Source organism: Exiguobacterium sp. s28, from assembly GCF_018618135.1.
Taxonomy (GTDB): Bacteria; Bacillota; Bacilli; order Exiguobacteriales; family Exiguobacteriaceae; genus Exiguobacterium; species Exiguobacterium mexicanum_A.
Window position 1 is genome coordinate 1 of sequence record NZ_JACSLL010000006.1, and the last position, 26037, is coordinate 26037.

23 protein-coding genes and 1 pseudogene are annotated in these 26037 nt (G+C 49.2%); 16 read left to right on the forward strand and 8 right to left on the reverse strand.

Going from position 1 to position 26037, the window contains the following annotated elements:
- Window positions 1–137: 137 nt before the first annotated feature.
- Window positions 138–1646: a hypothetical protein gene (locus KNP78_RS07980; RefSeq protein WP_214823586.1), complete on the reverse strand. Its 1509-nt coding sequence runs from the start codon at window positions 1644–1646 to the stop codon at window positions 138–140.
- Window positions 1643–3331, reverse strand: a complete 1689-nt coding sequence (locus KNP78_RS07985; protein WP_214823587.1) for a hypothetical protein — start codon at window positions 3329–3331, stop codon at window positions 1643–1645. The genes KNP78_RS07980 and KNP78_RS07985 overlap by 4 nt, the downstream gene beginning before the upstream one ends.
- Window positions 3332–3445: 114 nt before the next feature.
- On the opposite strand from KNP78_RS07985, the gene KNP78_RS07990 reads away from it, so the two are divergent.
- A complete protein-coding gene (locus KNP78_RS07990) occupies window positions 3446–4621 on the forward strand; it encodes a transglutaminase domain-containing protein (protein WP_251128506.1) in 1176 nt (391 codons plus the stop codon).
- A 45-nt stretch (window positions 4622–4666) separates the two neighbouring features.
- On the opposite strand, the pseudogene KNP78_RS07995 reads toward KNP78_RS07990, so the two are convergent.
- Window positions 4667–4801 (reverse strand): annotated as a pseudogene (locus KNP78_RS07995) (N-acetylmannosamine-6-phosphate 2-epimerase); the annotation flags it as partial.
- A 191-nt stretch (window positions 4802–4992) separates the two neighbouring features.
- On the reverse strand, window positions 4993–5883 hold the full coding sequence (locus tag KNP78_RS08000; RefSeq protein ID WP_214823590.1) for a helix-turn-helix domain-containing protein: 891 nt from the start codon (window positions 5881–5883) through the stop codon (window positions 4993–4995).
- Between the two features lie 346 nt (window positions 5884–6229).
- Here KNP78_RS08000 and KNP78_RS08005 point away from each other — a divergent pair, with 346 nt between their 5' ends.
- A complete protein-coding gene (locus KNP78_RS08005) occupies window positions 6230–6475 on the forward strand; it encodes a hypothetical protein (protein ID WP_214823591.1) in 246 nt (81 codons plus the stop codon).
- Between the two features lie 20 nt (window positions 6476–6495).
- Window positions 6496–6792, forward strand: coding sequence for a hypothetical protein (locus tag KNP78_RS08010; protein ID WP_214823592.1), 297 nt, complete (start codon window positions 6496–6498; stop codon window positions 6790–6792).
- 50 nt (window positions 6793–6842) lie between these two features.
- On the opposite strand, the gene KNP78_RS08015 is transcribed toward KNP78_RS08010, so the two are convergent.
- From KNP78_RS08015 to tnpB, 3 genes are all read right to left on the reverse strand, one after another.
- A complete protein-coding gene (locus KNP78_RS08015) occupies window positions 6843–8297 on the reverse strand; it encodes a 6-phospho-beta-glucosidase (protein ID WP_214823593.1) in 1455 nt (484 codons plus the stop codon).
- Between the two features lie 36 nt (window positions 8298–8333).
- A complete protein-coding gene (locus KNP78_RS08020) occupies window positions 8334–10241 on the reverse strand; it encodes a beta-glucoside-specific PTS transporter subunit IIABC (protein WP_214823594.1) in 1908 nt (635 codons plus the stop codon).
- A gap of 392 nt (window positions 10242–10633) precedes the next feature.
- Window positions 10634–11806, reverse strand: a complete 1173-nt coding sequence (gene tnpB, locus KNP78_RS08025) for an IS200/IS605 family element RNA-guided endonuclease TnpB (protein WP_214823595.1) — start codon at window positions 11804–11806, stop codon at window positions 10634–10636.
- A gap of 214 nt (window positions 11807–12020) precedes the next feature.
- Here tnpB and KNP78_RS08030 point away from each other — a divergent pair, with 214 nt between their 5' ends.
- Window positions 12021–12476 (forward strand): hypothetical protein, encoded by a 456-nt coding sequence (locus KNP78_RS08030; protein WP_214823596.1) that lies wholly within the window; start codon window positions 12021–12023, stop codon window positions 12474–12476.
- A 42-nt stretch (window positions 12477–12518) separates the two neighbouring features.
- On the opposite strand, the gene KNP78_RS08035 is transcribed toward KNP78_RS08030, so the two are convergent.
- Window positions 12519–13166: an acetyltransferase gene (locus tag KNP78_RS08035; protein ID WP_214823597.1), complete on the reverse strand. Its 648-nt coding sequence runs from the start codon at window positions 13164–13166 to the stop codon at window positions 12519–12521.
- Between the two features lie 283 nt (window positions 13167–13449).
- Between KNP78_RS08035 and KNP78_RS08040 the strand changes: the two genes are divergently transcribed.
- The 12 genes from KNP78_RS08040 (at window position 13450) to wecB (ending at window position 26021) form a co-directional block, all read left to right on the forward strand.
- A complete protein-coding gene (locus KNP78_RS08040; protein ID WP_214823598.1) occupies window positions 13450–14295 on the forward strand; it encodes an aldolase/citrate lyase family protein in 846 nt (281 codons plus the stop codon).
- Window positions 14292–15197, forward strand: coding sequence for an NAD(P)-dependent oxidoreductase (locus KNP78_RS08045; RefSeq protein WP_214823599.1), 906 nt, complete (start codon window positions 14292–14294; stop codon window positions 15195–15197). The genes KNP78_RS08040 and KNP78_RS08045 overlap by 4 nt, the downstream gene beginning before the upstream one ends.
- Before the next feature lie 172 nt (window positions 15198–15369).
- The gene (locus KNP78_RS08050) at window positions 15370–16422 is read left to right on the forward strand and encodes a glycosyltransferase family 2 protein (RefSeq protein WP_214823600.1); all 1053 of its coding nucleotides are present in this window, start codon (window positions 15370–15372) and stop codon (window positions 16420–16422) included.
- Between the two features lie 12 nt (window positions 16423–16434).
- On the forward strand, window positions 16435–17592 hold the full coding sequence (locus tag KNP78_RS08055; protein WP_214823601.1) for a glycosyltransferase family 4 protein: 1158 nt from the start codon (window positions 16435–16437) through the stop codon (window positions 17590–17592).
- Window positions 17593–17726: 134 nt separating this feature from the next.
- Window positions 17727–18503 (forward strand): YveK family protein, encoded by a 777-nt coding sequence (locus tag KNP78_RS08060; RefSeq protein WP_214823602.1) that lies wholly within the window; start codon window positions 17727–17729, stop codon window positions 18501–18503.
- On the forward strand, window positions 18466–19170 hold the full coding sequence (locus KNP78_RS08065) for a CpsD/CapB family tyrosine-protein kinase (RefSeq protein ID WP_214823603.1): 705 nt from the start codon (window positions 18466–18468) through the stop codon (window positions 19168–19170). Before KNP78_RS08060 ends, KNP78_RS08065 begins: the two co-directional genes overlap by 38 nt.
- 12 nt (window positions 19171–19182) lie before the next feature.
- Window positions 19183–20454, forward strand: coding sequence for a glycosyltransferase (locus tag KNP78_RS08070; RefSeq protein ID WP_214823604.1), 1272 nt, complete (start codon window positions 19183–19185; stop codon window positions 20452–20454).
- Entirely contained in the window at window positions 20397–21332 is a 936-nt protein-coding gene (locus KNP78_RS08075; protein ID WP_214823605.1) for a glycosyltransferase family 2 protein, read from the forward strand. Before KNP78_RS08070 ends, KNP78_RS08075 begins: the two co-directional genes overlap by 58 nt.
- Window positions 21333–21353: 21 nt before the next feature.
- On the forward strand, window positions 21354–22418 hold the full coding sequence (locus KNP78_RS08080; RefSeq protein WP_214823606.1) for an EpsG family protein: 1065 nt from the start codon (window positions 21354–21356) through the stop codon (window positions 22416–22418).
- A 294-nt stretch (window positions 22419–22712) separates the two neighbouring features.
- Window positions 22713–23738 (forward strand): polysaccharide biosynthesis protein, encoded by a 1026-nt coding sequence (locus KNP78_RS08085; RefSeq protein WP_214823607.1) that lies wholly within the window; start codon window positions 22713–22715, stop codon window positions 23736–23738.
- Window positions 23735–24922, forward strand: a complete 1188-nt coding sequence (locus KNP78_RS08090; RefSeq protein WP_214823608.1) for a polysaccharide biosynthesis C-terminal domain-containing protein — start codon at window positions 23735–23737, stop codon at window positions 24920–24922. Before KNP78_RS08085 ends, KNP78_RS08090 begins: the two co-directional genes overlap by 4 nt.
- A complete protein-coding gene (gene wecB / locus KNP78_RS08095) occupies window positions 24843–26021 on the forward strand; it encodes a non-hydrolyzing UDP-N-acetylglucosamine 2-epimerase (RefSeq protein WP_214823609.1) in 1179 nt (392 codons plus the stop codon). The genes KNP78_RS08090 and wecB overlap by 80 nt, the downstream gene beginning before the upstream one ends.
- Window positions 26022–26037 lie beyond the last annotated feature (16 nt).

Sequence of the window (26037 nt, forward strand, 5' to 3'; positions counted from 1 at the left end):
GGCAAGTCCTTTTTCTTTTCTAAAATAGGAGTGCAGAGTTGTGTACGTTTCCGTTGCACACTTCTGCACTCCTATTTTGCATTACACAGGCTGTTCATTTAGCCAAAGTTTCAGGTGTTTTTTCATTGAATGTGTACTTAGTAATATTCACCGCTAAGCTTCTTCCATTCTTGCTCAAGATGGGTATCGACCGCTTTCCAGTCGTACACGTCTTTCCCGAGCACATGCTTCAGTTCTTGCATCGAGGCGAACGCGAAGCGGCTCCAGGCGACGTAGTTCAAGCGCGTCGCAAATAAAATCGGAACGTTGCCACTTCGGATATAGGCGTCCATTCCATCGGTCAGGCATAGCGCACCGTGACCGACGAGCAGCATTTTCCGAAGCGTCGGTTTGTTGCCGACGGGAATCGATTCAAGCCAGCCGTTCTTGTGATAAAACAGGCTCTTCAATCCCCAAAGCAGGCGGATGACGAGTTCGTTGAACACGACCGGTACTGCCATCGCCACGCCGTGTCGCGCATCATATCCACTCTCGAACACTTTCGTCGAGAAGTCGGCAAACGAGAGTGTCTTGCCGATATGCGAAACTTGTCCAAAGTCGGCGAATTGAAACAGCTCAAAGAATGGGAGGGGGATACCGGCGCCGCGACGACCGTTGTCGTGTCCGCGCACACCACTTGACCCTGATACGTCAGATAAGAGGTGACCTAACCAGTTGGCAAACCCGGCGAACAATTTGGCCAATAGGTTCCCACCTTGTAACCGCTGCGTACCGTCTTCTTTTGGTTCGAGTCGAAGCAGGCGGCCGTCCGAGACGAAGCTCGCCTTGCCCGTGAACTGATCCAAAAGCGAGAAGAATAAGCCGATGATGTCCGGTGCGTGGGCGAGCGATTTCAAATGGTGGTCCGACGGACGCATATTCAGTGTCGCTTCGCCCATCTTCAAATCCTGTGCGTAACGCGCATCGTAGTTCACTTTAAACCGGCGCTCCAAAAAGCCGATGGCGCTCGCAATCGAATCCGGTTGCTTGCGGAGGCGGGCCCCGTTCTTTTTATCTTGTTTCCAGACGAGATTCGCAAACTTGATGACGACGTTGTCGACTTTCTCATCCGACCAACTCCGGAGTTTGCTGTCCGTTGGAGAACCGACGAAGAAACTGTCAATCAATCCAGCGGCAAGACCACTGAAGGACGCAATCATATAGTCGTAGCGGTCACATTCCGCTTCCTTCAGCAAGAACTCTTCTTTAAACGTTGTAGCCAAATTATGGCGCTGTCGTGCCGTCAACAGATGGGCGAACGAATCGTCGAGCCCGGTCACATCATATCGTGCCGCATACGTATCGAGTTCGGCCAAATACATATCCCAAGAGACGTCCGAGACTTGGACTGGTTCCAAGTCGTCGAATGTCGGAACAGCTAACGGCGCCAACTGAGGTGACGCTGTCTGTGGTGCCTGTCCATTCATGAGTCGCATCATGTCGTCGAACAAATTGTCGAGGGCTGCCGATTGAGCATCTTGCGTGTCTTCAAGTTGATTCAAGTGTGAATGGATGTCACCTAATCGTTGCTCGGCCTTTGCGGCTTGATGTTGCTGGACGAGTAACGCCTTTGCCTTATCAATCATGTCTTGTTCGGATTGTTTCATTTGTCACCGAAGACGTTTTTGACAAGACGCTTCGCCCCACCAGTCACTTCCGCCAGACCGCCGCCTGACATTTCAAAGTAGCCTATCGCTTGGAACGATTCGTGTAACTGTTCCAATTCTTCTAGGGTGAGCCTCTCTTTTAAGACGAGCTCTTCCTCGGAACTGAACGTCAAATCATCAAGCTGAATCGGTTGCGGTGTATAGCACGCATACACGTAGTCGCATAGTTTTTGATACGTCGGTTTCGACGTCAACTCGTCTAAGCGAACGGTACTCAGTTTCGGAGGCAGCTGCGTGATGATTTGTTCTTTTTGAGAGTGGACTTGTTTGTCGGCACTGAACTGGGCACTCTGACTGAGCATTTGCAACATGTTCGAGAGCTGGTTGATTTTCTCCGAGTTGGCGTTCCCTTGTTGAATCGCGACAACGAGTCGATTCGAGATCTCATTGATGTCCTCAAGCAGACAGTTGAGGGTTTGCTGCGTGTTGCGGATGATGGCCTGTAGCATGAACTCGCGTTGTTTGTTGTTCTCGATGTCTTTCATGCCCGTGATTTTTTTCAGACCTTGGTACGTGCCGACTCCGATGACGACCAACACCCCGATGCCCGTGAACATGCTCGAGAAGCCGAGAAGTCCACCCATGCCGAGGGAGGCCAGACCAGACGTTAAACCGGCCGCGCTCAATCCGACGACCGAACCCGACAAATAGATGGCTGTGAGCGGGACGCCGACCGCGGCGGCTTTTGCCGCCAAGTCTTTCATCGATTTGGCGATCTCTGAGTCGTTTTTGCGGAATGTCAAAATGTCCTCGTCGCTTTGGATGGCGCTGGAGATGAGTTCGATTTCTTCGCGCGAGATGGATAGAACCTCTTTCAACTCTTCAAGGAATTTATTCTCGAACCAAGCCGAGAGGGGACGCTTCAGTTTGAAGAGATAGAGTAAGTCTTTGAATAACGATTTCTCGACGATGGAGAAGTCGATGGTCGTCGACAAGATGCGTAACTCGTCAATCAACGCAATCGTCGGGGTATGTTCGTCTGGATTGCTCAAGTAGCCCCGTAGTTGCAACCGATAGTCTGAACTGAGATGAATCCGGGTGACGAGCGACATCAGTTCGCTATACTCTTGGGCGTCAATCTTTTGGTCATCGACGAACGTGAAATTAGCCAATACCTTTAAATAGGTGAGCTTATACGTTTCCGGCAAGTCGGCGAGTGGGGTGACCTGTGAGACGTTGACGAGTTCGTCTTCCTTGTCTTTCAAGGCGGCGATGCCGTTCAATAACTCGACGACGCCTTCGACGTTATACGTTGCGAGTTTGTCGGACAGGTTGTAGTCGTATTGCTCGGTGTGCATGACGATGTGAAGTTTCTCTTTTCGCCTATCATTCTTATACGTGACTTCGCGGTCCAAATCGACGCGCTGTAAATTTTTGTAGTAGACGCAGATCGGCTTTTCGAGCAACGGTTTGAAGTAGAAGCGGTCCCCTAAAAACAGCATGCCTTCCTTGCCGCTTTTGAAGAGCGTTGAATCATACAAGACGACGACGTGTTCCGGGAGCGCGTCTTCTGCATAATTTTTAATGGCCCCGTTCAGTTTTTTATCGGGTACATTCGGCGCGATATGTGTACCATCGCCAAGTAAGGTGTGGGCGTATTCTTTCAAATATGTATTAATGTTCATCAAATATCACCTTCCATATATTGTTTATACAGTTATTATATACTTATAGAGAATGGCAGGTAGGGAAAATATTCTAGCTGGTAAACAACGATGCGAGGAGCGGCTATGGTGAAGATGATGATGTATATCTTGATTGTTGGATTAAGCGGAGGAGTGGCCGTGCTTTTGTTCAGGACCGGACGTGCTACAAGACTCGTTCATCGGGCTTTGCGACGAGAACTTCAAGGGATTCGCGATGAATTAAAACATGCAGAGCATCACCCGGCCCAACAGTTTGATCTGCTCGACCCGGTATATCGAACAGTCGTGTTTCAAGTCCATTCGAAAGTGAAGATGAAGCGAACCGAGTTGGAGCAACTTGTGAGCGATGAGCTGAATCGGTTGATTAAGAACAAACGCTCGGCCATCTGGTCTTCGGTGACGGTGACGGGACGGAGCGCGTTGGTGTTGATGATGTTGACTGTGAGTCTAGTCGGCGGGTATGCGGCCTATCATGAGGTGCAAACGATGGATTGGCCCGGTTCAGCACAAGTGGCGAGTTCATCGGCCACGATTCTCGACGAGACGTTCGAGTTGCCGGCGCAAGTCGCATCACCAGAGGAGCTCGGTCAGGCACTCGCCTATCATATGAGTCAATTCGATAAAACGTTCAGCATTCGCTATATCGGCAAAAGTCGAGATTTTGAACAGACGATGGACAAGGCGTGGGACTGGCTCGAGATAAACCATATTTACGTGTTCCGCCTGTCACGCGGCGGAGAGACCGAGTATCGCGATCATGGCGGCTATATCGACCTGGATGTCGAGTTGGCTTACGATATGAACATCGAGGAAGCGAAACAGATTGAAGCGAGAGTCGACCAAGTCGTCGCGGAGATGCCAGTCGGATTGAGCGACTTTGAGAAAGTGAAGTACATAAACGATTATGTCGTCTTGAACACGGCTTACAATTTAGATAGCCAAGCGAGTCCGTACACGCCTTACTCCATCCTGTTTAATGGCGAAGGGGTGTGCGAAGGATATGCCTTGACGACGTTATTGTTGTTAGAAGCGGCGGGGGTGGAAGCGAAATATATTGCAGGTGAGGTCCAGACCGGGTTACACGCATGGAATCTCGTGAAGCTCGATGGTGCTTGGTATCACTTGGACACGACTTGGAACGACCCGGTGCCGAACCGTCCAGATGAAGTCGGGTACGATTATTTCTTAGTGTCCGATGCGACGCTTCAGAAAGACCATACGTGGGAGGTAGGGGATTATCCGTTGACGGCAAGAGCCGACTTCCAATAAAAAACGTGCTTCACTCTAACTAATCGGAGCGAAGCACGTTTTTGCTTATTTTGGAGTGACAGCAAAAGACATAGCCTCTTCAAACCGCGCCGTAATCTGTTGTGGCCGCGTGATGGCCCCGCCGTCGACGACGGCGTGTGTGCCGAGGTCCATGCAGCGTTTTGCCATCTCCGGCGTCAAGTTGGTGTATCCAGCTGAGCTGAATCTCTGGGAATCATATTACTCTAGGACATCTATTGATGTGGTACATAAAGTGTTATTCTATTAAAAAATTAAACTTATCATATGGTGGGCTTAATTTTTAATTTCTTAAACGCTCGAAAAATCAAAGTGTCAGCAATACACAACGAGGTACACAAACGAATAAGTTATCAATCAAATAACTGTTCAGGATGCATGGTTTTCAGATATTCTGAAATTTTTCTTTCGTCAGTTAGTTCATATATGCTCACCTTATTTAAAACATTCATAATGAAATCAGTCGCAATATACATTCTGTACACATCTTCAGTAAAGTCATAAAGTCTCTCCACAGCATATTCTTCAATTAGTTTTGCTGGTTGCTTCCCAATCTCATATGGGTGACTTAAATTTGATGCTAACCAGTAATGATTAGAAGCTTTATTTAGCAATTCTTTCAAGAAGAACGAGTAATTTTTGCGGGTATCTTCGAGTATTTGGGAATAATTTTCCTTCATATCTTTAAAAGTGAGGTTTGAGTCATTTTTGAGTTTTTTCCAAGAATCAATTGATGAACTAATGTTGAAAGAACTATGCCTAATTTCTTTAATGTCATGGCTTACTTCTGGATGTATGAGGGCAGAAGTAAGTAAGTGGATAGCAACTTGAAATCGCTCAATTAAAACACGACCATTTCTGTATTTCGAGAGCATTGGTTGATTTACACTAAATATTTCATAATCACCATCATTACGATTAATAAATTCGCTTATCCAATTGTTTTTTGATTCTTCTCTCATAAAATTAAATAAATCATCTAAGGAGTATGATAAAGGATTGAATTCAAGTGAGCTTTTTTGAAAATAAGATTCATAATTATTTTTTAATTTTTCAGATGAAAACTTTAATGCCTCACCAATTTTATCAAACCAATCTTCTTGATTTATAGGATCACCTTTTTCTATACGGATAATACTACTTCTATGAATACCGGTTCTTTCTGCAAGCTGAGATTGCGTCATCTTTAAAGCTTTTCTTCGCTCTTTTATTAAACTTCCTGGGTGAGTACCGAAAGCGTTCATGTTAAATTCCTCCTTGTAATTAAGATTTTTATTTGATACATATATAATAACAACAAATTTTAAATAAGTGTTTTTAAATTACTACTTTTTTTACAAAAGTAGTAATTCCTTAATCGATGTTATTTGCATAGAAAGTTGTATCTGAGAAGTGAACAATAACAAAACTATTTTTATTGGAAGCAACTGTTGTCGAGAAGAGATATATCTCAAAGAAGACCGGTTAAGAACACCATGCATGAAACCTAGTATAGTTCAGTAAGGAACTTTATAGTTTCAACACGACGTTTCGACTTGAAATAGATACTTGGAAAGTTTATTAAATGTAACTCTCAGAGGAGTGAGCTAAATGAATTATTTCAAATGTTATAGTTGTAATTCTCAAATTTATGATAAAAAGAATGCGTTAGTAGTCATTGAAAGAAATGTAAAAGGTCAATATATTGCAGGTTACACTGTTCATAAACAAGAATGCGATAACAAACTTGAAGCGCAAATTCATCAAAGAGGAATGAATTCTAATTCTTCAATGGAATTGTCAGCTTTTAATACTGATTTGGAGTTGGTGAAGTATCTAGAAACTGGAGAACTTTAAGCTTAAAGGGGGTAAACGTTATGAAGGTGTGTGACGAATGCAAAAGAGAAGTAAAAGTCTTAGTAAGTATTGATGACGTATCAGAATTCGAAATTTGTGAAACATGTTTGACAAAACGGTTGAAAGGAAAAGACATAGTACGTTGTGATGATTGTAAACAGTATGTCGTATCTGAATATTCAACTGAATTCGAAGATGAATACGAAAATAAGACATACTATTGCGAAGGTTGTGCTGAGAGTCACGAATTACCGTCATTCGTTGATAGTCAGGATGAGTTTGAAGAGTATTTAGAAACCAGAAATTTTGATAACTAATTTGTAAATGAGAAAAGCAGCTCCAGCCAATTCGGCCGAAGCTGCTTTTCTCATTTCTCTACCGACGCCTCAAGCGTCACTTCTTCACCATTTGTCGCAATAACTTGCTTGTACCAATCGAAGCTCTTCTTCTTCGAGCGGGTGAGGGACCCGTTACCCTCATTGTCCTTGTCGACGTAGATGAAGCCGTAACGTTTCTTCATCTCGCCGGTCGAGGCGCTGACCAAGTCGATCGGGCCCCAACTCGTATAGCCGAGAATCTCGACGCCGTCCTTGATGGCCTCATGCATCTGTTCGATATGTTTCGCCATATAGTCGATGCGGTAATCGTCCTCGACGTAGCCGTTCGCGTCCGGTGCGTCGACGGCACCGAGTCCGTTCTCGACGACGAACAGCGGTTTCTGATAGCGGTCGTACAGTTGGTTCGCCGTGATGCGGAAGCCGGTCGGGTCGATCGTCCAACCCCATTCCGACTTCTCGAGGAACGGGTTCTCGAGCGAGCTGAAGATGTTGCCTTCGGTCGATGCGTTGATTTCCGGGTCCGTGCTCGTCGTCCGGCTCGCATAATAGCTGAAGCCGATATAGTCGACGGTGTGCTGTTTCAACAGCTCGAGGTCGCCGTCTTCCATTTGGAGCGTGATTCCGTTTTCGTCGAGGAAACGTTTGGCATAGCCTGGGTATTCGCCACGCGACTGGACATCGATGAAGAAGAACGATTCACGGTCCTTGTCCATCGCGTCCAAGACGTCGTCCGGGTTGCACGAGTAGGCGTACGTCTGACCGGCCGCGAGCATGCAGCCGACTTGCATGTCGGGATTGATGGCGTGCGCCGCCTTGACCGCTTTCGCGCTCGCGACGAGCTGATGGTGGGCCGCCTGATATTTCACTTGCTGCTTGTCCTCACCGTCCTCGAAGACGAGACCGGCGCCGATGAACGGCAAGTGCAGCAGCATATTGATCTCATTGAACGTCATCCAATATTTCACCTTGCCGTTATAGCGGGTGAACAGCGTCGTCGCGTACGTCTCGAAGAAGTCGACGACGCGGCGATCGCGCCAACTGCCGTAGTTTTGGATGAGGCTGACCGGTACGTCGAAGTGGGCGATCGTGACGACCGGTTCGATACCGTGCTTCAACAGTTCGTCGAAGACATCGTCATAAAATTGAAGACCGGCCTCGTTCGGCTCGGCGTCGTCACCGTTCGGAAAGATGCGGGCCCATGAGATCGACAAGCGGAGTGCCTTGAAGCCCATCTCGGCGAACAGCGCGATATCTTCTTTGTAGCGGTGATAGAAGTCGATTGCTTCGTGTGACGGATAAAACTCACCAGGTACCGGCTCGAGTGACGGCAAGTCGCCGAACATGACGTCGAACCGCTTCTTCCCGGTCGGCAACAAGTCGACCGTCGTCAAGCCCTTGCCGCCTTCTAAGTACGCACCTTCAGCTTGGTTCGCGGCGATAGCGCCGCCCCATAAAAATCCGTTTGGAAAACTCATTAAATCCATCCTTTCTAAAGTAGGGGAGGGACAGGCCCTCCCACATTATTCATTGATGACGAAAATCGTTTCGCCCGTTTGGACGTGTGACGCTTTGTTCGGTGAAATCACTTTCCGGTTCGTGACGATGACCGGTGTCGTGAGGGCACGGCCGGAGCGTTTGATCGCGTCGAGATCGAACTCGATCAACAACTGTCCTTTCTCGACGAACTCGCCTTGCGTGACGTGTGCTTTAAAGTGTTTGCCTTCCAACTGAACCGTGTCCATGCCGATATGGATGAGCACCTCAGCGCCCGTCTCGGTCGTGATGCCGATGGCGTGATGCGTCGGGAAGAGGGCGGACACCGTGCCCGAGACCGGGGCGACAAGCTTGCCTTCCGTCGGTTCGATGGCGACGCCTTGGCCGAGTGAACCGGATGAGAAGGCGACGTCCGAGATGTCTTTCAAGTTGACGACGTTGCCTGCGAGTGGGCTGAGGATCTGCTCTTGGTCGACTTTTGTCGCTGATACTTCTTCTGCGACCGGTGTGACTTCTGGTTGTGGCGTTGCGGCGACCGCTTTATTGACGCCACCGAACAAGTACGTCAAGACGAAACCGACAACGAAGGCGACGGCCGTCCCGATGAGTGATCCGTAGAAGCCGGTCGTGAGTCCTTCCGGTGAGATGTTCGACGGGTAACCGAAGACGCCGAGTCCGCCAATCATATACACTTGTGTACCCATGATGCCCATGATTCCACCACCGACGGCACCACCGATACAGCTCATGATGAACGGTTTTTTAAGTGGAAGCGTGACCCCGTAGATGGCCGGTTCGGTGACGCCGAAGATGCCTGAGATGAAGGCCGGGATACTGAGCGTTTTGATCTTTTGATTTTTAATGCGAAGGAAGACTGCGAGTACGGCACCGATTTGCGCGAATGAAGCTGCGAAGACGAGTGCGAGTACAGGGTCCGAGCCGAGTGATGTCAAGTTGTTGATGGCGACCGGGACGAGTCCCCAGTGCAAACCGAAGATGACGAACACTTGCCATAAGCCACCGAGGAAGAGACCAGCGACGAGCGGGCTCAAGTTGTAGACGGCGACCGTGGCGCTACCGAGCAACATACCGGCCCATGTCGCGATCGGTCCGATCAAGATGAACGTGAGCGGGACGATGATAAGTAATGTAAGAAGCGGGACGATGAACATTTTGACGACGTCCGGAATGACCGTCTTCAAGAAGTTCTCAAGCTTCGCTGCGAAGAACGCCGCGATGATGATCGGGATGACCGATGTCGAATACGTCATCAAGATGACCGGCACACCGAGGAACGTGATGTGGATCGGTGACTCGAACATGGTGCCGGCGAAAACGGTGTAGAGCGGGTCACCGGCCGTGAGCGTCGACAGCGTCGGATAGACGAGCGCCGCCCCGATGGCCATCCCGATAAACGGACTGCCGCCGAACTTCTTAATGGCCGTATAGCCGAGGAAGATTGGGAAGAAGTAGAACAGCGAGTCGCCGATGGCGTTCAACAGCTGATACGTGCCGGATGTGGCGTCGAGCCAACCGAGGGCGACGAAGAGGGCGTTGAACCCTTTAATCATCCCGGTCGCGGCCAAGACGCCGAGGACAGGGGTGAAGATGCTAGAGATGATATCGATAAACCGGCTGAATAATGATCCTTTCGGACCTTCCTCTTCTTCGATCGGTGACTGGTTCTGGAAACCGCCGACTTCGACGACGGCTTTATACACGTCGGGGACGTGGTTGCCGATGACGACCTGGTATTGGCCGCCGCTCTTCATGACGGTGACGACACCATCCATGTTTTTGAGGGCTTCCGTGTTGGACTTGCTCTCGTCTTTTAATTTGAAGCGCAAACGGGTGATACAGTGGACGACGCTGTTGACGTTCTCTTTGCCGCCGACTTGCTGGATAATGTCGCGTGCGAGCTGTTCGTATTTCATGTCCATACCTTCCTTTTCCATTGGATTTTACGTTCGCGTCAAATAAAAAACCTGACCCGTGTCAGATGAGATACGTGAAATCACGTCTACCATCTGACTCGAGTCAGGTTATGCCCACTAAAGGTAACATTCCTGCGCAGGAGACCGTTCAGTTGTTATTTGATACTTGAAATGTAGCACGTGCCAAAACAAAATGTCAACGCTTACATTTACAAATATTCAGATTTCTTAAATTTGTCACAAGTGATAATTTTTCACTTCTAATGACATTTCTTATCATTTATACTTCTTTAAAATAGTTTTTTGGGTTTGCGTCAATTGAACGCTCTCTACCTCCATACATCGAGAGGTCAGAGATTCCTGGCTGATCTAACCTAGGGGTCAGAACATAATCAGGCTACCCCCGTTGTCCCAACGGTTGAAGAAGCTAGTATACGCTCGGCTTCTTGTTTTAAATTTATTCCTGCGTTAATATCTCGGTCGTGATGGGTTCCGCAACTTGGACATCTCCAGTGACGTAGGAAGAGGTGTTTTACATCTTCGTGTTTGTGGCCACAACTGGAGCAAAGTTGACTAGAGGCGAATGACTTGTCGACCCTGACTAGCTGTTTGCCATACCATTTTGCTTTGTACTCTAACATGCGATGAAATTTTGACCAGCCAACGTCTGAAATAGATTTGCTGAAACTTTGATTTTTTTGCATATCCTTTACTTGCAGTGTTTCGATTCCAATTACGTCGTGGTTTTTGACGATTTGAGTCGAAACTTTGTGCAGGAAATCATTACGCTTGTTGGCGATTTTCTCGTGTAGGCGGGCAACTTTAAGCTTTTGTTTCTGATAATTTTTCGCCTCAGACAATTTTATACCTTTTTTTTGAGCATTTAATTGCCGACGTGACAGCTTCCGCTGCTCGCGTGCAAGTTTCGCCTCTAGCGACTTAAAATACCGTTCATTTTTGTAGAATGAACCATCAGATAAGGTTGCGAAGTTTTTGATGCCAACATCAACCCCTACTGAAGATCCTGATTTTGGTAGCTCTTCTATTTCTTGCTCCACTAAAAGAGATACAAAGTACTTACCCGAAGCAGTTCTACGAATTGTAGCATTGATAATGCGTCCTTCAACCTTCCTACAATTTGAGAAACGAATCCATTTCAATTTTGGTAATTTTAGTTGGTCCCCATTGATTGATAAATCAGGGTTTTGTGAACTGCCTTGAATGTTTGTCGTGTAGGACTGAAGTGGATTTCGCTTCGATTTAAAACGAGGGGGGTTATTTTTTTTCTTAACGAAACGATCGTATGCATTTGCTAAATGTTTCAACGAGGACTGTAAAGCTGTGCTGTCAATTTCTTTTAACCATTTTAACTCATCTTTCATAGAAGGTAGTTCTTCAGAGCACAAACTATAAGAGAGTCCTGCCCCGGTTGTCTTATACGTTTCTTCCCATTTTGCAAGGAAATGATTGAAGACAAAGCGGGAACATCCGAGTGTCTTGATAATCAAGATTTCTTGTTCCTTTGTCGGATAAATTCTAAATTTGAATCCTTTTTGTACTTTCACATTAGCTCATCTCCTTGATAAATTAATACCCGATATAAAGTAAAAATTTCATGTACTTTTATTGGACCATTGAGAAAATTAATTCAAAATCACAATTTTCATCAATTTGTGATATTTGAGTTCTCCTGTAAAAATTAAACGTATAACGCTCAATTGAAACCGATTATAAGAAAGATTCGTACACAGATTAACAATCACAAAAGGAGTCCAAATCATGAGACGTGAACAACATATCCGGCGCCTTGTTGACTACGCAAAACAAAGTCAACGCTGGGCCATCATTTTAGCAGTCGCTTCTTTCATCATCACCGGGACACTCATCCGGACGGTCGAACAATCTGAATATCTCTTGCTTGGTTTCGGTTTTCTCGGCGTCATTCCGTTGGCCATTCGCGAATGGAAACTTGGGTCAATCCGGGCCTCGTTCAACGACAATGCGACGTATCAGCGGCTCGTCCGGTTGCCGTTTTGGCTGACGTTAGGCGGATTGGTCATGCTGTACGCGCTTCTCGGATGGTACGATTCCGGCTCGGCGGGTCCGTCCTTCTTTATCTTGTTCGCAGCGCTCTGCATGGGGATGTTTGGCCTCCAGCGTGCCTTCGACCGGGTCATCTTGAAACTCGAGCCGGATTATATCACCGACCGCGAACTGCATCGCGAGCTGAAATGAAAAAACGAGGTCACCCGGCGCGGGGAGACCTCATTTTTGTGTTCACAAGTAGCGTTCGTTCATGACCCTCCCCCGAATCGGTTTGGCCGGTGATCCGTAGGCGACGACGTGGTTCGGGATGTCCTTGACGACCGTGGCACCGGCACCGATGACCGTGTCGTGTCCGATGTGGACGTTATGGATCACCGTCGCGCTCATACCGACGAACGTTCGGGCACCAACACGGACGTTGCCGCCGAGATGCGCGCCCGGGGCGATTGACGCGAACGGTTCGAGCACACAGTCGTGATCGACCGACGCCATCGTGTTGATGATACTGTGCGGGCCGATGACGGCGTTCGGATTGATGACGCCGCCGGCCATGACAGCCGTGCCTTCACCGAGAATCACGTTCTTGCCGATGACGGCGCTCGGATGGACGGCGTTGACGAATTCAAAGTCTGGTGTCCGTCCGCGGATGGCGCGCTCGAGTGACTCGCGCTGGACGTTGTCACCGATACCGATGATGCCTTTTTTGGCGACGACGTTGGAATGGACGAGACCGAGCACGGGGTACCCGGCGACAAATTTACCGATTAAGGCTGGGTTGTCGTCATAAATTCCTGCGATCCGGTAGAGTCCCATCAACTCAAGAATATCGATGATGACTTGTGCGTGACCGCCTGCACCAAAAATCACAATCCATTCCATGATTGGTCACCCCTTTTTTGCCGAAACCTGTCGAAAATATTGTTCTGTACGTTAGTTATTTCCGATTCCCTATATTTGAAACAAAATAAAAAGGAAGTTGCGAACATGATTTGATGTCAAAGCATATTCGAAGGGAAGAGGTGTGACTTCTTACAAATGAACTTGTTCCAAAAATTGAGAACTTTCGATTAACAATCTAAAAGCATTATCCACATTTCCGTTTTGTTGTTTGTCGGTCGGGCTAATTTCTTAAGATAATCCACTGATGGGAGGAGTGCTCGTCATGCCATTAAAACTGATGTATGTCACGAACCAGCCGAAGATTGCGCTGCTCGCCGAACAGAACGGGGTCGACTGGGTGTTCGTCGATTTAGAGCTGAATGGGAAAGAAGAACGTCAAGGTCATCTTGATACGGTCATCTCACGCCACGCGATTCGCGACGTGAGCCGGTTGCGTGCCGTTTTGAAGCATGCCGAGCTGCTCGTGCGCGTCAATCCGATTTTCCAAGCCTCTCGTTATGAAATCAATGAAGTTGTCAATCGCGGCGCGGACGTCGTCATGTTGCCGTACTATAAGACGGTCGACGAAGTCGCGACGTTCATCGAGCTCGTTGACAAGCGGGCCAAGGTCTGTCTGTTGTGTGAGACGAAGGAGGCCGTCGTCTGTATGCCGGACGTGCTCAAGTTGTCAGGCATCGATTATATCCATATCGGCTTGAACGACCTCCATTTGAGTTACGGTCAAAGTTTCCTATTTGAGCCGCTTGCTAATGGGACCGTCGAGGCAGTCACTCGTCAAATTCAAGCATCGGGCATCCCATACGGATTCGGCGGCATCGCACGCATCAGGGAAGGAAAGCTTCCAGCCGAGAAGGTGCTTGGGGAACACGTGAGGCTCGGTTCGTCGCTCGCCATCCTGTCGCGCAGTTTTTGTAATATTGGGGCAATCGGAAAATTTGATGCTAAACAGGCACAAATCTTCCAAGAAGGGGTATGGAAAATTAGAGCGTACGAGCAACAGCTCGAACACGCGACACCGGAGTGGCTGGAAATGAACAGGTTGAGCCTCGTCTCGACCGTGCATGCCGTCACGACGGAAATCCAGAACCAGAAGGGGATCTTGTCATGAATTTGCTGTCGACAGGAGTGCGGTTGACTCCTGAACAACTCGCAAAACTCGAACGACTCGGCTATTCGGTGACGACGCTCCGTGAAGAAGCGGACGTGACGGACGTCGACGTCTCCGAAGTCGAGGGCTTGATTTGTAACAATGTGTTCCAATATCGCAATATCAATGATTTCAAACGATTACGCTTCGTCCAAGCCGTCAGCGCCGGACTCGATCGTCTCCCGCTCGACGAGCTCGAGGAGCGAGACATCCGCATTTATAATGCCGGTGACACGTATGCCGTGCCGATGGCCGAATGGGTCGTTTGGCAACTGCTAGACTTCATGAAACATGGGGCGGCGTTTCGTGAGAAACAGGCAAACCGGCATTGGGAAAAGGAACGACGGTTACGCGAATTAACCGGGAAGACCGTGGCCTTGCTCGGACTCGGTCATGTCGGAGAGGCGGTCGCGACACGGCTCCGGGCGTTTGATATGAAAATCATCGGTGTCGGGCATCGTGAGAAACAGGTGCCGTTCGTCGACCGTTACGTGCTGATGGATGAGTTGCACGACGTCTTGGCGGAGAGCGATGTCGTCGTCGTCGCCTTGCCGCTCACCGATGACACGTATCATGTGATTGACGAAGGGGCGATTGCGTCGATGAAGGAAGACGCCGTCTTATTGAACGTTGCGCGCGGATCAATCATCGACGAGGAGGCGCTCATCGCCGCACTCGAGGAAGGTAAGTTTTTCGGGGTCGCCTTGGATGTTTTCGAGACGGAGCCACTACCATCCGATCACGCGCTCTATAACTTCGAATGGGTGTCGCTCACCCCACACAACTCGTACGTGTCGGATCGCGTGAATGAGCGACTGTTCGACAACATCTTCCACAACTTGCGACAAGAACAGTTACAGTAATTTGCAAAGCTGACCGAAGGGTCGGCTTTTTTTCGTTTTTTATACTTCACAAAAAGATTATCCACGGCTCATTCCGTTTGTGAGTTATCCAAAACAGCTTACGGGAACAACGAGGATAGACTCATACCTGTCCCATACATCATGAACCGACAACCTAGAAGGAGTGACCCACATGCCAAACCTTACCCCGCTCGTCAGTCTGGTCGTACCTATCTATAACACAAGCGCCTACTTGAGACAGTGTCTCGACAGTCTCGTCCATCAAACGTATCCCCATCTCGAAATCATTTGCATCGACGACGGCAGTACAGATCATAGTCTCGACATCGCCCTGACCTACGACAAAGATCCACGGGTTCGTGTCATGAGCCAGACGAATCGAGGATGCTCGTCTTGTCGAAATCGAGGTCTTCAATTGGCATCGGGCGAGTATATCATGTTCATCGACAGCGATGACTGGCTTGATTTAGATGCGATTCGATTATTGGTCGAGCACGCAGAGGCTGAGCGCGCCGATGCCGTCATGGGGACGTATGTCCGTGAATACAACGATCGTTCGCTCCCGAAACGAATTTTTGAAGCGGATTTTTTGTCGTATAACGCAGAAGAAACGAGACGTTACGTCCACCGCCGTCTGTTCGGACTCGTCGGTGAGGAACTCGCTCATCCTGAAACGGTGGATGCGCTCAATTCAAACTGCATCACGCTCTATCATCGTGACCTCATCAAAAAATTGTCATTTGGCGGTCCATACGGCACGTTCATCGATTTGTATTTTCAAATCCAGGCGTTGGAACATTGCCAACGCTTCATTTACATCGATTATCCAATCTATCATTACCGCAAAACCAATGCCGAGTCGGAGACGAGTGTATATAACGACGATCTCATCGCCTCACGCCTGCAGTTCTTTCATATTTTGATGCGCTACATCGAGACCCATCAGCTTGGAGAGGAGTACAATCACGCGCTCTATAATCGAATCGCCCTCAGTATGATTGGCATTGGCTTGAACGAGCTCACAGCACCGAAGTCACTCTTCGCCCAGGCCGAGTCACTGAAACGAGTGCTCCAACAAGAAGAGTATAAACGCGCCTACTCGCAGATGGATATGCATCATTTCGATATGAAATGGCGGACGTTCTTTCAGCTTTGTAAACATGAACAGACGGTCCCACTCGTCTTGATGCTGCGTGGTGTCGACTACTTCCGGAAACGTGTGTGAGGAGGAGAAACGATGAAACGAGTGCTCATGGTTGCCTCGGTCGTCTCCATGATCGAGAGCTTCAACCGAGACAACATCCGCATGCTGCAAGAGATGGGATATGAGGTGGACGTCGCCACGAACTTCGAGTGGGGCAGCATGTACTCACCTGAGAAAATCGCCCGCATCAAACAGGACCTAGAAGCAAATGGTGTCACGCTGTACCAAATCGATTTCGAGCGCGACATTAAGAAGATGAACGGCCACGTCCGGGCCTACCAACAGTTGAAGGCCGTGATGAAGGCGAACAGCTATCACTTCATCCACTGCCACTCGCCGATCGGCGGGGTCGTCGGACGACTCGTCGCACGGCAGACGCACACACCGTGCATGTACACGGCGCACGGGTTTCATTTCTTCAAAGGGAGCCCATCCCTCAACTGGATGCTGTATTATCCCGTCGAACGGACACTCGCCCGTCTGACCGACACGATCGTCACCATCAACGAGGAAGACTTCTCGCGGGCACAGACGTTCAAGACGTCGCACACGTTTCGAATCCCCGGGATTGGTGTCGACACGAAGAAAATCGAGGCGGTCACCATCGACCGTCCGCTCAAGCGCCGCGGACTTGGTATCGATAGCGACATCGACTTCGTCTTGTTGTCCGTCGGTGAGTTGAACGAGAACAAGAACCACGAGACGATCATCCGCGCCATCGCCTCGCTCAAGGAACCGACGCTCCGTTATTTGATCGCCGGGACGGGTGACAACAAGGAAAATCTCGAGCGGCTCATCCGTGAGCTCGGACTCGAGCGACAAGTCACTTTGCTTGGCTTCCGGGACGACATCATCGAAGTGATGAAGGCGTCGGACTGCTTCGTGTTCCCATCGAAGCGGGAAGGGCTCGGCATGGCCGCGCTAGAGGCGATGGCAGCGGGACTCCCGCTGATCACGTCGAACGTACATGGCATCAACGACTATTCAATCGACGGGGTGACCGGCTATAAATGTTCGCCGGAAGATGCTTCGGGATTCGCCCGGGCCATCCGGACGATGCAGCTCGACTTCGATTTGTCCCACCAGATGGGGCTCCATAACAGCGAATCGGTCAAGGCGTTCGACGTCGACCACTCCAAATCGGAGATGCGACGCATATACTCGCAATTTGTTCAAGATAAGCCGTCATGATAGTTCATGAAAAGATGGTAGCTATTTCTTTTCAATTTGCAATGAGCGTCGGGTAAGGAGTAAAGACAGAGAACGACCTCAAGATTACGACTTGATTCTTGTCTACGAAACTTTGTCTGAAGGAGGGCTTACATGTGAATAGTCAAACGATGTTACTTTCCGAAATATTCGGGGTGTTCAAGAAAAATATGTTGCTTCTGTTGATGATGATCCTCATTGGCGGAGGGGCAGCCTACTATTTAAGCCAATATGTGATTGAACCGACCTATGAAGCTTCGACACAGGTGTTGATTGTACCGAAGGAAGAGGCGGGTACGAATGTGGTCGATAGTGCACAAGTCTCGTCTTCACTATCCCTTGTGAACACGTACCGGGTCATCATGCGCAGTCCGGCTATCTTGAATGAAGTGCAGGAGAGAGTGGCACAAGCACCGGCGGATATCAGCGAGATCTTGCTCGTTGAAAGTGAGGAAGAATCGCAAGTCATCAACATCGTCGTCCAGCATGGCGATCCTGTCGTCGCTGCTGAAATCGCCAACGTCATCACGCGCGTGTTCGCCAGTGAGATTCCGGACTTGATGAACATCGACAATGTTCGCATCCTATCGGAAGCTGTCGTACCAGGCGAACCGATTGCTCCAAGTGTCGTCATGAACACCGGGATTGGACTGCTGGCAGGGTTTGTATTCGGAGGCGTGCTGGCCTTGATTCGTCATACGTTTGACAAACGGATTCATGATGAACGGGAGGCCGAACTGATTCTGTCCATGCCGGTCATCGGTTCAATCCCGGTCATTGAAAAGCGTGATATGAACCCGAAGGTAGTAAAACCAAAAGCTGAGGCTGGCAAAGAGCCGAAAGGAGAAGATCCGCATGTTCCACCTGTCAAAGAAACGAGACAAACATCGTGATTCCGGGCGTAGCCTCATCACGTTAGCCAATCCTAAATCCCCGATCGCCGAACAATATCGAACGATTCGGACGAATCTACAGTTCACGGCGCTCGGCGCGACCTTGCAGACGATTGTCGTCACATCGGCGTCATCGGGCGAAGGGAAATCGACGACGGCTTCGAACTTGGCCATCGTCTATGCCCAGCTCGGGAAACGAGTGTTGCTCATGGACTGTGACATGCGCAAGCCGACGGTCCATTTCACGTTCCAACTAGCGGGTCAAACGGGCCTATCCACCGTCCTCGCCAAACGGACGACGTTCGATCGTTCGGTTCAAATGACGAAAGTGCCGAAGCTGCATTTGTTGGCAGCGGGTCCAATCCCGCCGAACCCGTCGGAGCTGCTGGCATCGCCGATGATGAAGCAACTGTTGGATGAGGTGAAGGAAAAGTACGACTTGATTATCTTAGATGCGCCGCCGCTCATGCACGTGGCCGACAGCCGATTGCTGGCGAGTGAGACCGATGGGACAATCCTCGTCGTCGGGTGTGACAACTCAAATCGAGACCTCGTGTTAAAGGCGAAAGAACAGCTCGTCTTGTCTGGCGCCCATATGCTAGGGATTGTCATGAACAAGCGGGAACGAGGCGGCAAGGACGCCTACTACGCCTATACGTACGAGTAAGGAGGGAGAACCATGCGGATTTTACACATCAATGCCATCCATGATGAAAAAAGTACAGGACGAATCTGTAAAGAGATTTCGTCCGTAGCGCTTGCCCTTGGCCATGAGAGTGTCGTCGCTTATGCGACAGGGCCAGATACGGGAAGCGGGTTCCGCATCGGTTCATCCCTTGATCAAAAACGACATGCCTTCTTGTCCCGCTTGAGCGGGAAACAAGGCTATTTTTCAAAAGGGGCGACGGTTGAACTCATCGATTTTATCGAATCGTACAAGCCTGACGTCGTCCACTTGCATAATCTTCACTCCAATTACATCCATCTCGATACCTTGTTTAACTGGCTCCGTCACACTGACACGCCGACGGTATTGACGCTCCACGATTGTTGGTTTTACACCGGGAAGTGCACACATTATACACGGACCGGTTGTGAGCGTTGGCGTGATGGCTGCGGCAGCTGCCCGAGACTCAAATTAGATAATCCGAGTTGGGGTCTTGATCGGACTGCCGAGATGTGGCACGACAAACAACGCTGGTTCGAACGTATCCCGCGACTCGCCGTCATCGGCGTCTCCGATTGGATCACGATGGAGGCGCGATTCTCTCTCCTCGGTAATGCGAAAGTGATTCAGCGGATTCATAACTGGGTCGACCTCGATATTTTCTACCCTCGTGACACATCGGCGTTACGGGCGGCACTTGGATTCGAAAACCGTTTCATTCTATTAGGCGTCGCTAGTTCCTGGGACGATTCAAAAGGGTTGTCTGATTTCTTAAAAGTGGCACGAGCGTTGCCAGAAGCACGTTTGTTGCTCGTCGGAGACCTCCCCGACATCACGTTACCGGTGAATGTGATTCATATTCCTTCGACGAATCGTATCGAGGAGTTGGCTGATTATTATGCGCTCGCAGATGTATTTCTCAACTTATCGGTCGAAGAATCGTTCGGGAAAGTGACTGCGGAAGCGATGGCCTCGGGGACGCCGGTCGTTGTACTTGATGCGACAGCGAACCCAGAGCTGGTCCCCAGAACGTGTGGTGAAGTCGTAGCGCCCGACCGGATCGAGGACGTATTGGGCGCAATCGAAAAGATTCGACGACTCGGTAAGGAAGACTATGCGGATTCCTGCGTCGAACATGCACGTTCCTCCTTTTCAATGGAAGAGCGGGTCATGGATTATCTAAACGTTTATGAAAGCCTTGTTCACGATAAAAGGAGGAATCCAGAATGGAACGTCCACTCGTCTCAATCGTCATCCCCGTCTACAATGGAGCGGACTATCTAAAAGAAACGATCGAGAGCGCCCTTGCTCAAACGTATGAGCGAATCGAGGTGCTGGTGATCAATGACGGGTCGACCGATGGCGGGGCGACCGCTGAGATTGCTCGTAGCTTTGGGACTCGGATCAGATACTACGAAAAGTCAAACGGAGGAGTATCAACCGCGCTCAATCTAGGCATTGAGAAGATGCGAGGCGAGTGGTTCTCGTGGCTCAGCCATGACGACCTTTATTTACCGGAGAAGATTGAGGCACAAGTCCGGCAATTAGAGCGTCTCGGTCCTCAAGCCGCGACGACCGTCTTGTCGTGCGGGACCGGTTTTATCGATGAGACAGGGCGTTCGATTTATCGACCTCGGAAACGAGTGAGAGGATCGTTCACGAGCGAGGAGATGTTCGACCATTTACTGCTCGATTCCTGTCTGAGCGGCTGTGCCCTCCTCGTTCCACGACGAGCGCTCGAAGAAGTAGGCGGATTCCCGATGACATATCGATACATCCAAGACTGGATTTGCTGGATTGAGATCGCGCTCGCTGGCTATTCGTTCGTTGTCACGACTGACAAGCACGTATTGTCACGTGTTCACGCCAAGCAACAGACGAAACGAATCGCAGAGCTCGCTCCGCTAGAGACGGCCCGTTTCTTTGAACGGCTATTGATGCGTCTCAGCATTGAGGCCGAGCCGTCCCGCCGTCATATCCGTACATCGTTTCAGGCGCTCTATCGTTCGACCGATCGTGGGACGCAAGAGGACCTATTTGCTCGGTTCCATGGGGATGCCTATTTGACGAAACTGGAGCAGTTTCGTTGGCGCGTGTGGTCGACACTTTATCATCATCTCGTCACGACTTACCGTGGGGTCGTGAACTTTCGTTATCGCTAAGAGGAGAAAGGAGGAAATCGTATGGTGATCTATCTGTTGAATATGATTTTGCTCATCGCCTGGGCGTTCCTCCTTTTACGCGATGAAGGAATCCGTCACGGCAAAGCACTGTTTGTCGGCTTGGCGACGTTCCAATGGATTGTGCTATCCGGATTTCGCCATATGAGCATCGGTGCGGACACGCTACAGTACAAATGGATGTACGATCAGACGAAAACAATTTCGTGGAGTCGGCTCGGAGAGAACTTTGTTCAAATCTTATTTGGAGACGCGGATGGCCGGGATCCTGGATACTATATCTTTCAAAAGATGACACAACTCATGACGGACAACTACCAATGGTACTTGGTAATCGTCGCCGTCTTGTTCCTCGTCCCATTCGGTATTTGGATTTACCGTAATTCCATGGAGCCGCTTCTCAGCTTTATCATCTTCTCGACTTTATTTTATGCTTTCTTTGCCATCACCGGCATCCGTCAAACGCTTGCGACGGCAATCGCCGTATTGATTGGCTATCATTTCATCCAGCAGCGTCGATTTTGGCCCTTCCTTGGTGTAGTCCTCGTGGCTGCCACAATCCATAAATCGGCTCTCGTGTTCATTCCGTTTTATTTTCTAGCCACGAAGACGATTACGACGCGCTATGTATTGTTTATGGGTGCACTCATTCCGTTCCTCTTCGTCTTCCGTGTCCAACTGTTTGAATTTTTCCGAACAATCAGTGGGTATGCAGAGTATGAATATTATACCGGGGCTGGGACGGGAAACTTCTCATTCATGTTGCTCGTCATCACGATAGTTTCCCTGTGGCGCCGCGAACAAATGATTGCTGCCAATCCAAAAGTGACCCATTACTTGAATGCATTATTGATTGCTCTTTGCTTTCTTCCCCTTACGTTCATCCATCCATCGATGATGCGGGTCGTCCAATATTTTTCTATCTTCATCATGTTATTGATTCCTGAATTAATCCGATCGTTTGAGCGGCGGGAGCGACTATTAGTCTACTATACAGCGCTCACGATGCTTCTCCTCTTATTTGTCCGTTATGAACAAGCGTACTTGTTCTTTTGGCAACACAAATGAGAGAGATATATGTTGGAGAGTTTGATGACTTCATACGTGCGGCCGATTTGAGTGGACGCGGTGTCGAGATGGTACAGAGTGTTTCGACAAATTGCCGGGACATCCTAACCAGGGTGTCTTTTCCATTAAAAGGGCAAGGAAGAATCAAACATCTTTCAAAAAGATGATACACATATCCTTCCTATTTTCAAACGAGTCGGGTATCAACGTAGTATCATCCTTAGTTATGTAAGACCAATTCGATGCCAACACCTTAGCCGCTCAAAGACATCATGAAAAAGGAGAGAATTGGCCATGTTCAAAGATAAAACGTTACTCATCACAGGTGGAACCGGCTCATTCGGTAATGCGGTCATGCAACGGTTCCTGAAAACGGATATTAAAGAAATTCGAATTTTTTCCCGAGATGAGAAAAAGCAGGACGATATGCGCAAGCTGTATCACGATGACAAATTGAAATTCTATATCGGCGACGTGCGTGATATCAATAGCGTCCGGAACGCCATGTACGGCGTAGATTATGTATTTCATGCGGCAGCGCTCAAGCAAGTCCCGTCTTGCGAATTCTTCCCTCTCGAGGCGGTAAAGACGAACGTCCTTGGTACCGACAACGTGCTCAATGCGGCGATTGAACAGAACGTGAAGAAAGTGATTTGTCTATCGACCGATAAAGCTGCTTATCCGATCAATGCGATGGGCATCTCCAAAGCGATGATGGAAAAAGTGTTCGTCGCCAAAGCGAAAGCAGTGGCACCGAACCAGACGCTCATCTGTGGGACACGTTACGGTAACGTGATGGCCTCTCGAGGTTCGGTCATCCCACTCTTCGTTGAGCAAATAAAACGAGGAGAGCCGCTCACTGTGACCGACCCGTTCATGACCCGGTTTTTGATGAGTTTAGAAGATGCGGTCGAGCTCGTCGTCTTCGCATTTAATCATTCGCACGCCGGCGATATCATGGTCCAAAAATCACCTGCGTCGACAATCGGTGTCCTAGCTCAGGCGTTGCTCGAACTCTTTCACGCGACGAACCCAATTAAAGTGATTGGGACACGACACGGGGAAAAATCCTACGAGACGCTGTTGACACGGGAGGAGAACGTCGTGGCGGAAGATATGGGTGGGTTTTACCGGGTTCCGGCCGACACGCGTGATTTGAACTACGATAAGTATTTCAATGAAGGTAGCAAACAATTAACGGTCGAAGGCGAGTATAACTCAGCGAACACGGAGCAACTGAACGTCGAACAAGTGAAACAGTTGCTACTCACGCTCCCTTATATCCAAGAAGAACTTGCGAGCTGGGTAAAAGTGTCATGAACATCTTGATTACAGGAGCGAATGGATTTGTGGGAAGAAACTTAGTGGCGACGCTCGAAGGGAAAGGTCACGAATTGCTGCTCTGCACGAAAGACACGGCGATGGAGACGTTCGAAACCTATTGCGAGCGGACAGACTTCGTGTATCACCTGGCGGGTGTCAATCGAACCAATCGAGAAACCGATTTTATAGAAGGAAATGTCGGGTTCACGGAGCATCTGATTGACACGTTGACGAAACAAGGGAATCTTGCGCCAATCATGTTCGCTTCTTCTGTCCAAGCCGAGCTTGATAATCCCTACGGACGCAGCAAACGCTTAGCGGAGGAACTACTCATGCGTGAGCAGTTGACGAACGGTCGGCGTGTCTACTTGTATCGGTTTCCAAACTTGTTTGGAAAGTGGGGTCAGCCGAATTATAACAGCGTCGTCGCCACGTTTTGTTATCGAGTGGCACGAGGGTTGCCGCTTGATATTCATGAGCCGGACCGCATGATGGAGCTGGCCTATATCGATGATGTGATTGCTTCGCTTCTCGAACTGATTGACACACCTAGCGAGCAAGAAAATTATTTCCGAGAAGTTCCGACGCACCCGGCCGTGTCACTCGGACAGATTGCGGAGTTGCTCGTATCGTTTCGAAATAGTCGCAAGACACTTGCCGTTCCTATGCTTCATGATTCCTTCACGAAACGATTGTATAGTACGTATCTCAGTTATTTACCTGTCGACGATTTTGCCTACGACTTGACGATACATGAGGATAATCGAGGGTCATTCACCGAATTTCTTCGAACACCAGACCGTGGACAAGTGTCGATCAACGTTGCCAAGCCTGGAATCACGAAAGGTAATCACTGGCATCATACGAAAAACGAGAAATTTTTAGTCGTCAGTGGGGACGCGATCATTCGGTTTCGAAAGATTGGGGAGGACGACGTGATCAGTTACCACGTTAGCGGAGAGATGATGCGCGTCGTCGACATCCCAGTTGGTTACACGCACCACATTGAGAATGTCGGCACGACAGACCTCGTGACGGTCATGTGGGTAAATGAAGCTTTCGATCCAGCTAACCCGGATACAATTTTCCAGGAGGTGCAACATGAAACGTTTGAAAGTGATGACTATCGTCGGGACGCGTCCAGAAATCATAAGATTATCAGCCGTCATCCACAAACTTGAGCAGTCTGAAGCGATTGAGCACGTGCTCGTTCATACGGGACAAAATTATGACTATGAGTTAAACGAAGTGTTCTTCGATGACTTTAATCTTCGGAAACCGGATCATTTTTTGAACGCTGCCATCGGGACGCCAATCGAGACGATTGGCAATATCCTCATCCGTATCGATCCCGTCCTTGAAACCGAACGTCCCGACGCCGTGTTAATCCTCGGAGATACGAACTCCTGCCTCTGCGCCGTCGCCGCGAAGCGTCGGAAAATCCCGATTTTTCATATGGAGGCGGGGAATCGATGTTTCGATCAGCGCGTCCCAGAGGAAATCAACCGGAAAATCGTTGACCATACGGCCGATATAAATTTGACGTACAGCGATATTGCCCGGGAGTACTTGTTACGGGAAGGGTTGCCGGCGGAACGAATCATCAAAACGGGCAGTCCGATGTATGAGGTGCTCGCCTCTAAACGAGAAGCGATTGAACGTTCCGATGTCTTGAAACGGCTCGATTTGAAGCATGACCAGTATTTTCTTGTCTCGGCCCATCGAGAAGAAAACATTAATACGGACACAAACTTTTTAGCGCTCGTCGATAGTTTAAACGCGATTGCGACCCAATACGATCTGCCAGTTATCATCAGTACACATCCGCGAACGATGAAGCGAATCGAAGAGCTAGGCATCGAGTTCCACCCACACATTCGTTTGCTAAAACCACTCGGCTTTATCGATTACAATCATTTGCAACTTCATGCGAAAGCAGTATTGAGTGATAGCGGGACAATCAGTGAGGAGTCGTCAATCCTCGGATTGCGGGGGCTCAACATTCGTGAGACACATGAACGTCCAGAAGCGATGGAAGAGGCAGCCGTCCCTATGGTCGGTCTTCAGAAAGAGCGCATCTTACAAGGTCTCCTCGTAGTTATGGAGCAGACGCAACCTCGCCTCGTGAGTGATTACAGTATGTCAAACGTGTCCGACAAAGTGGTGCGCATCCTTTTATCCTACACGGACTACGTCCGGCGAGAAGTATGGAAGGGAGCGAGCGACCCACGACAATCAGTTAACCATCAACCACACAACGTCACTCATCGTACACTGTAAAGTCACTCAGGAGGTG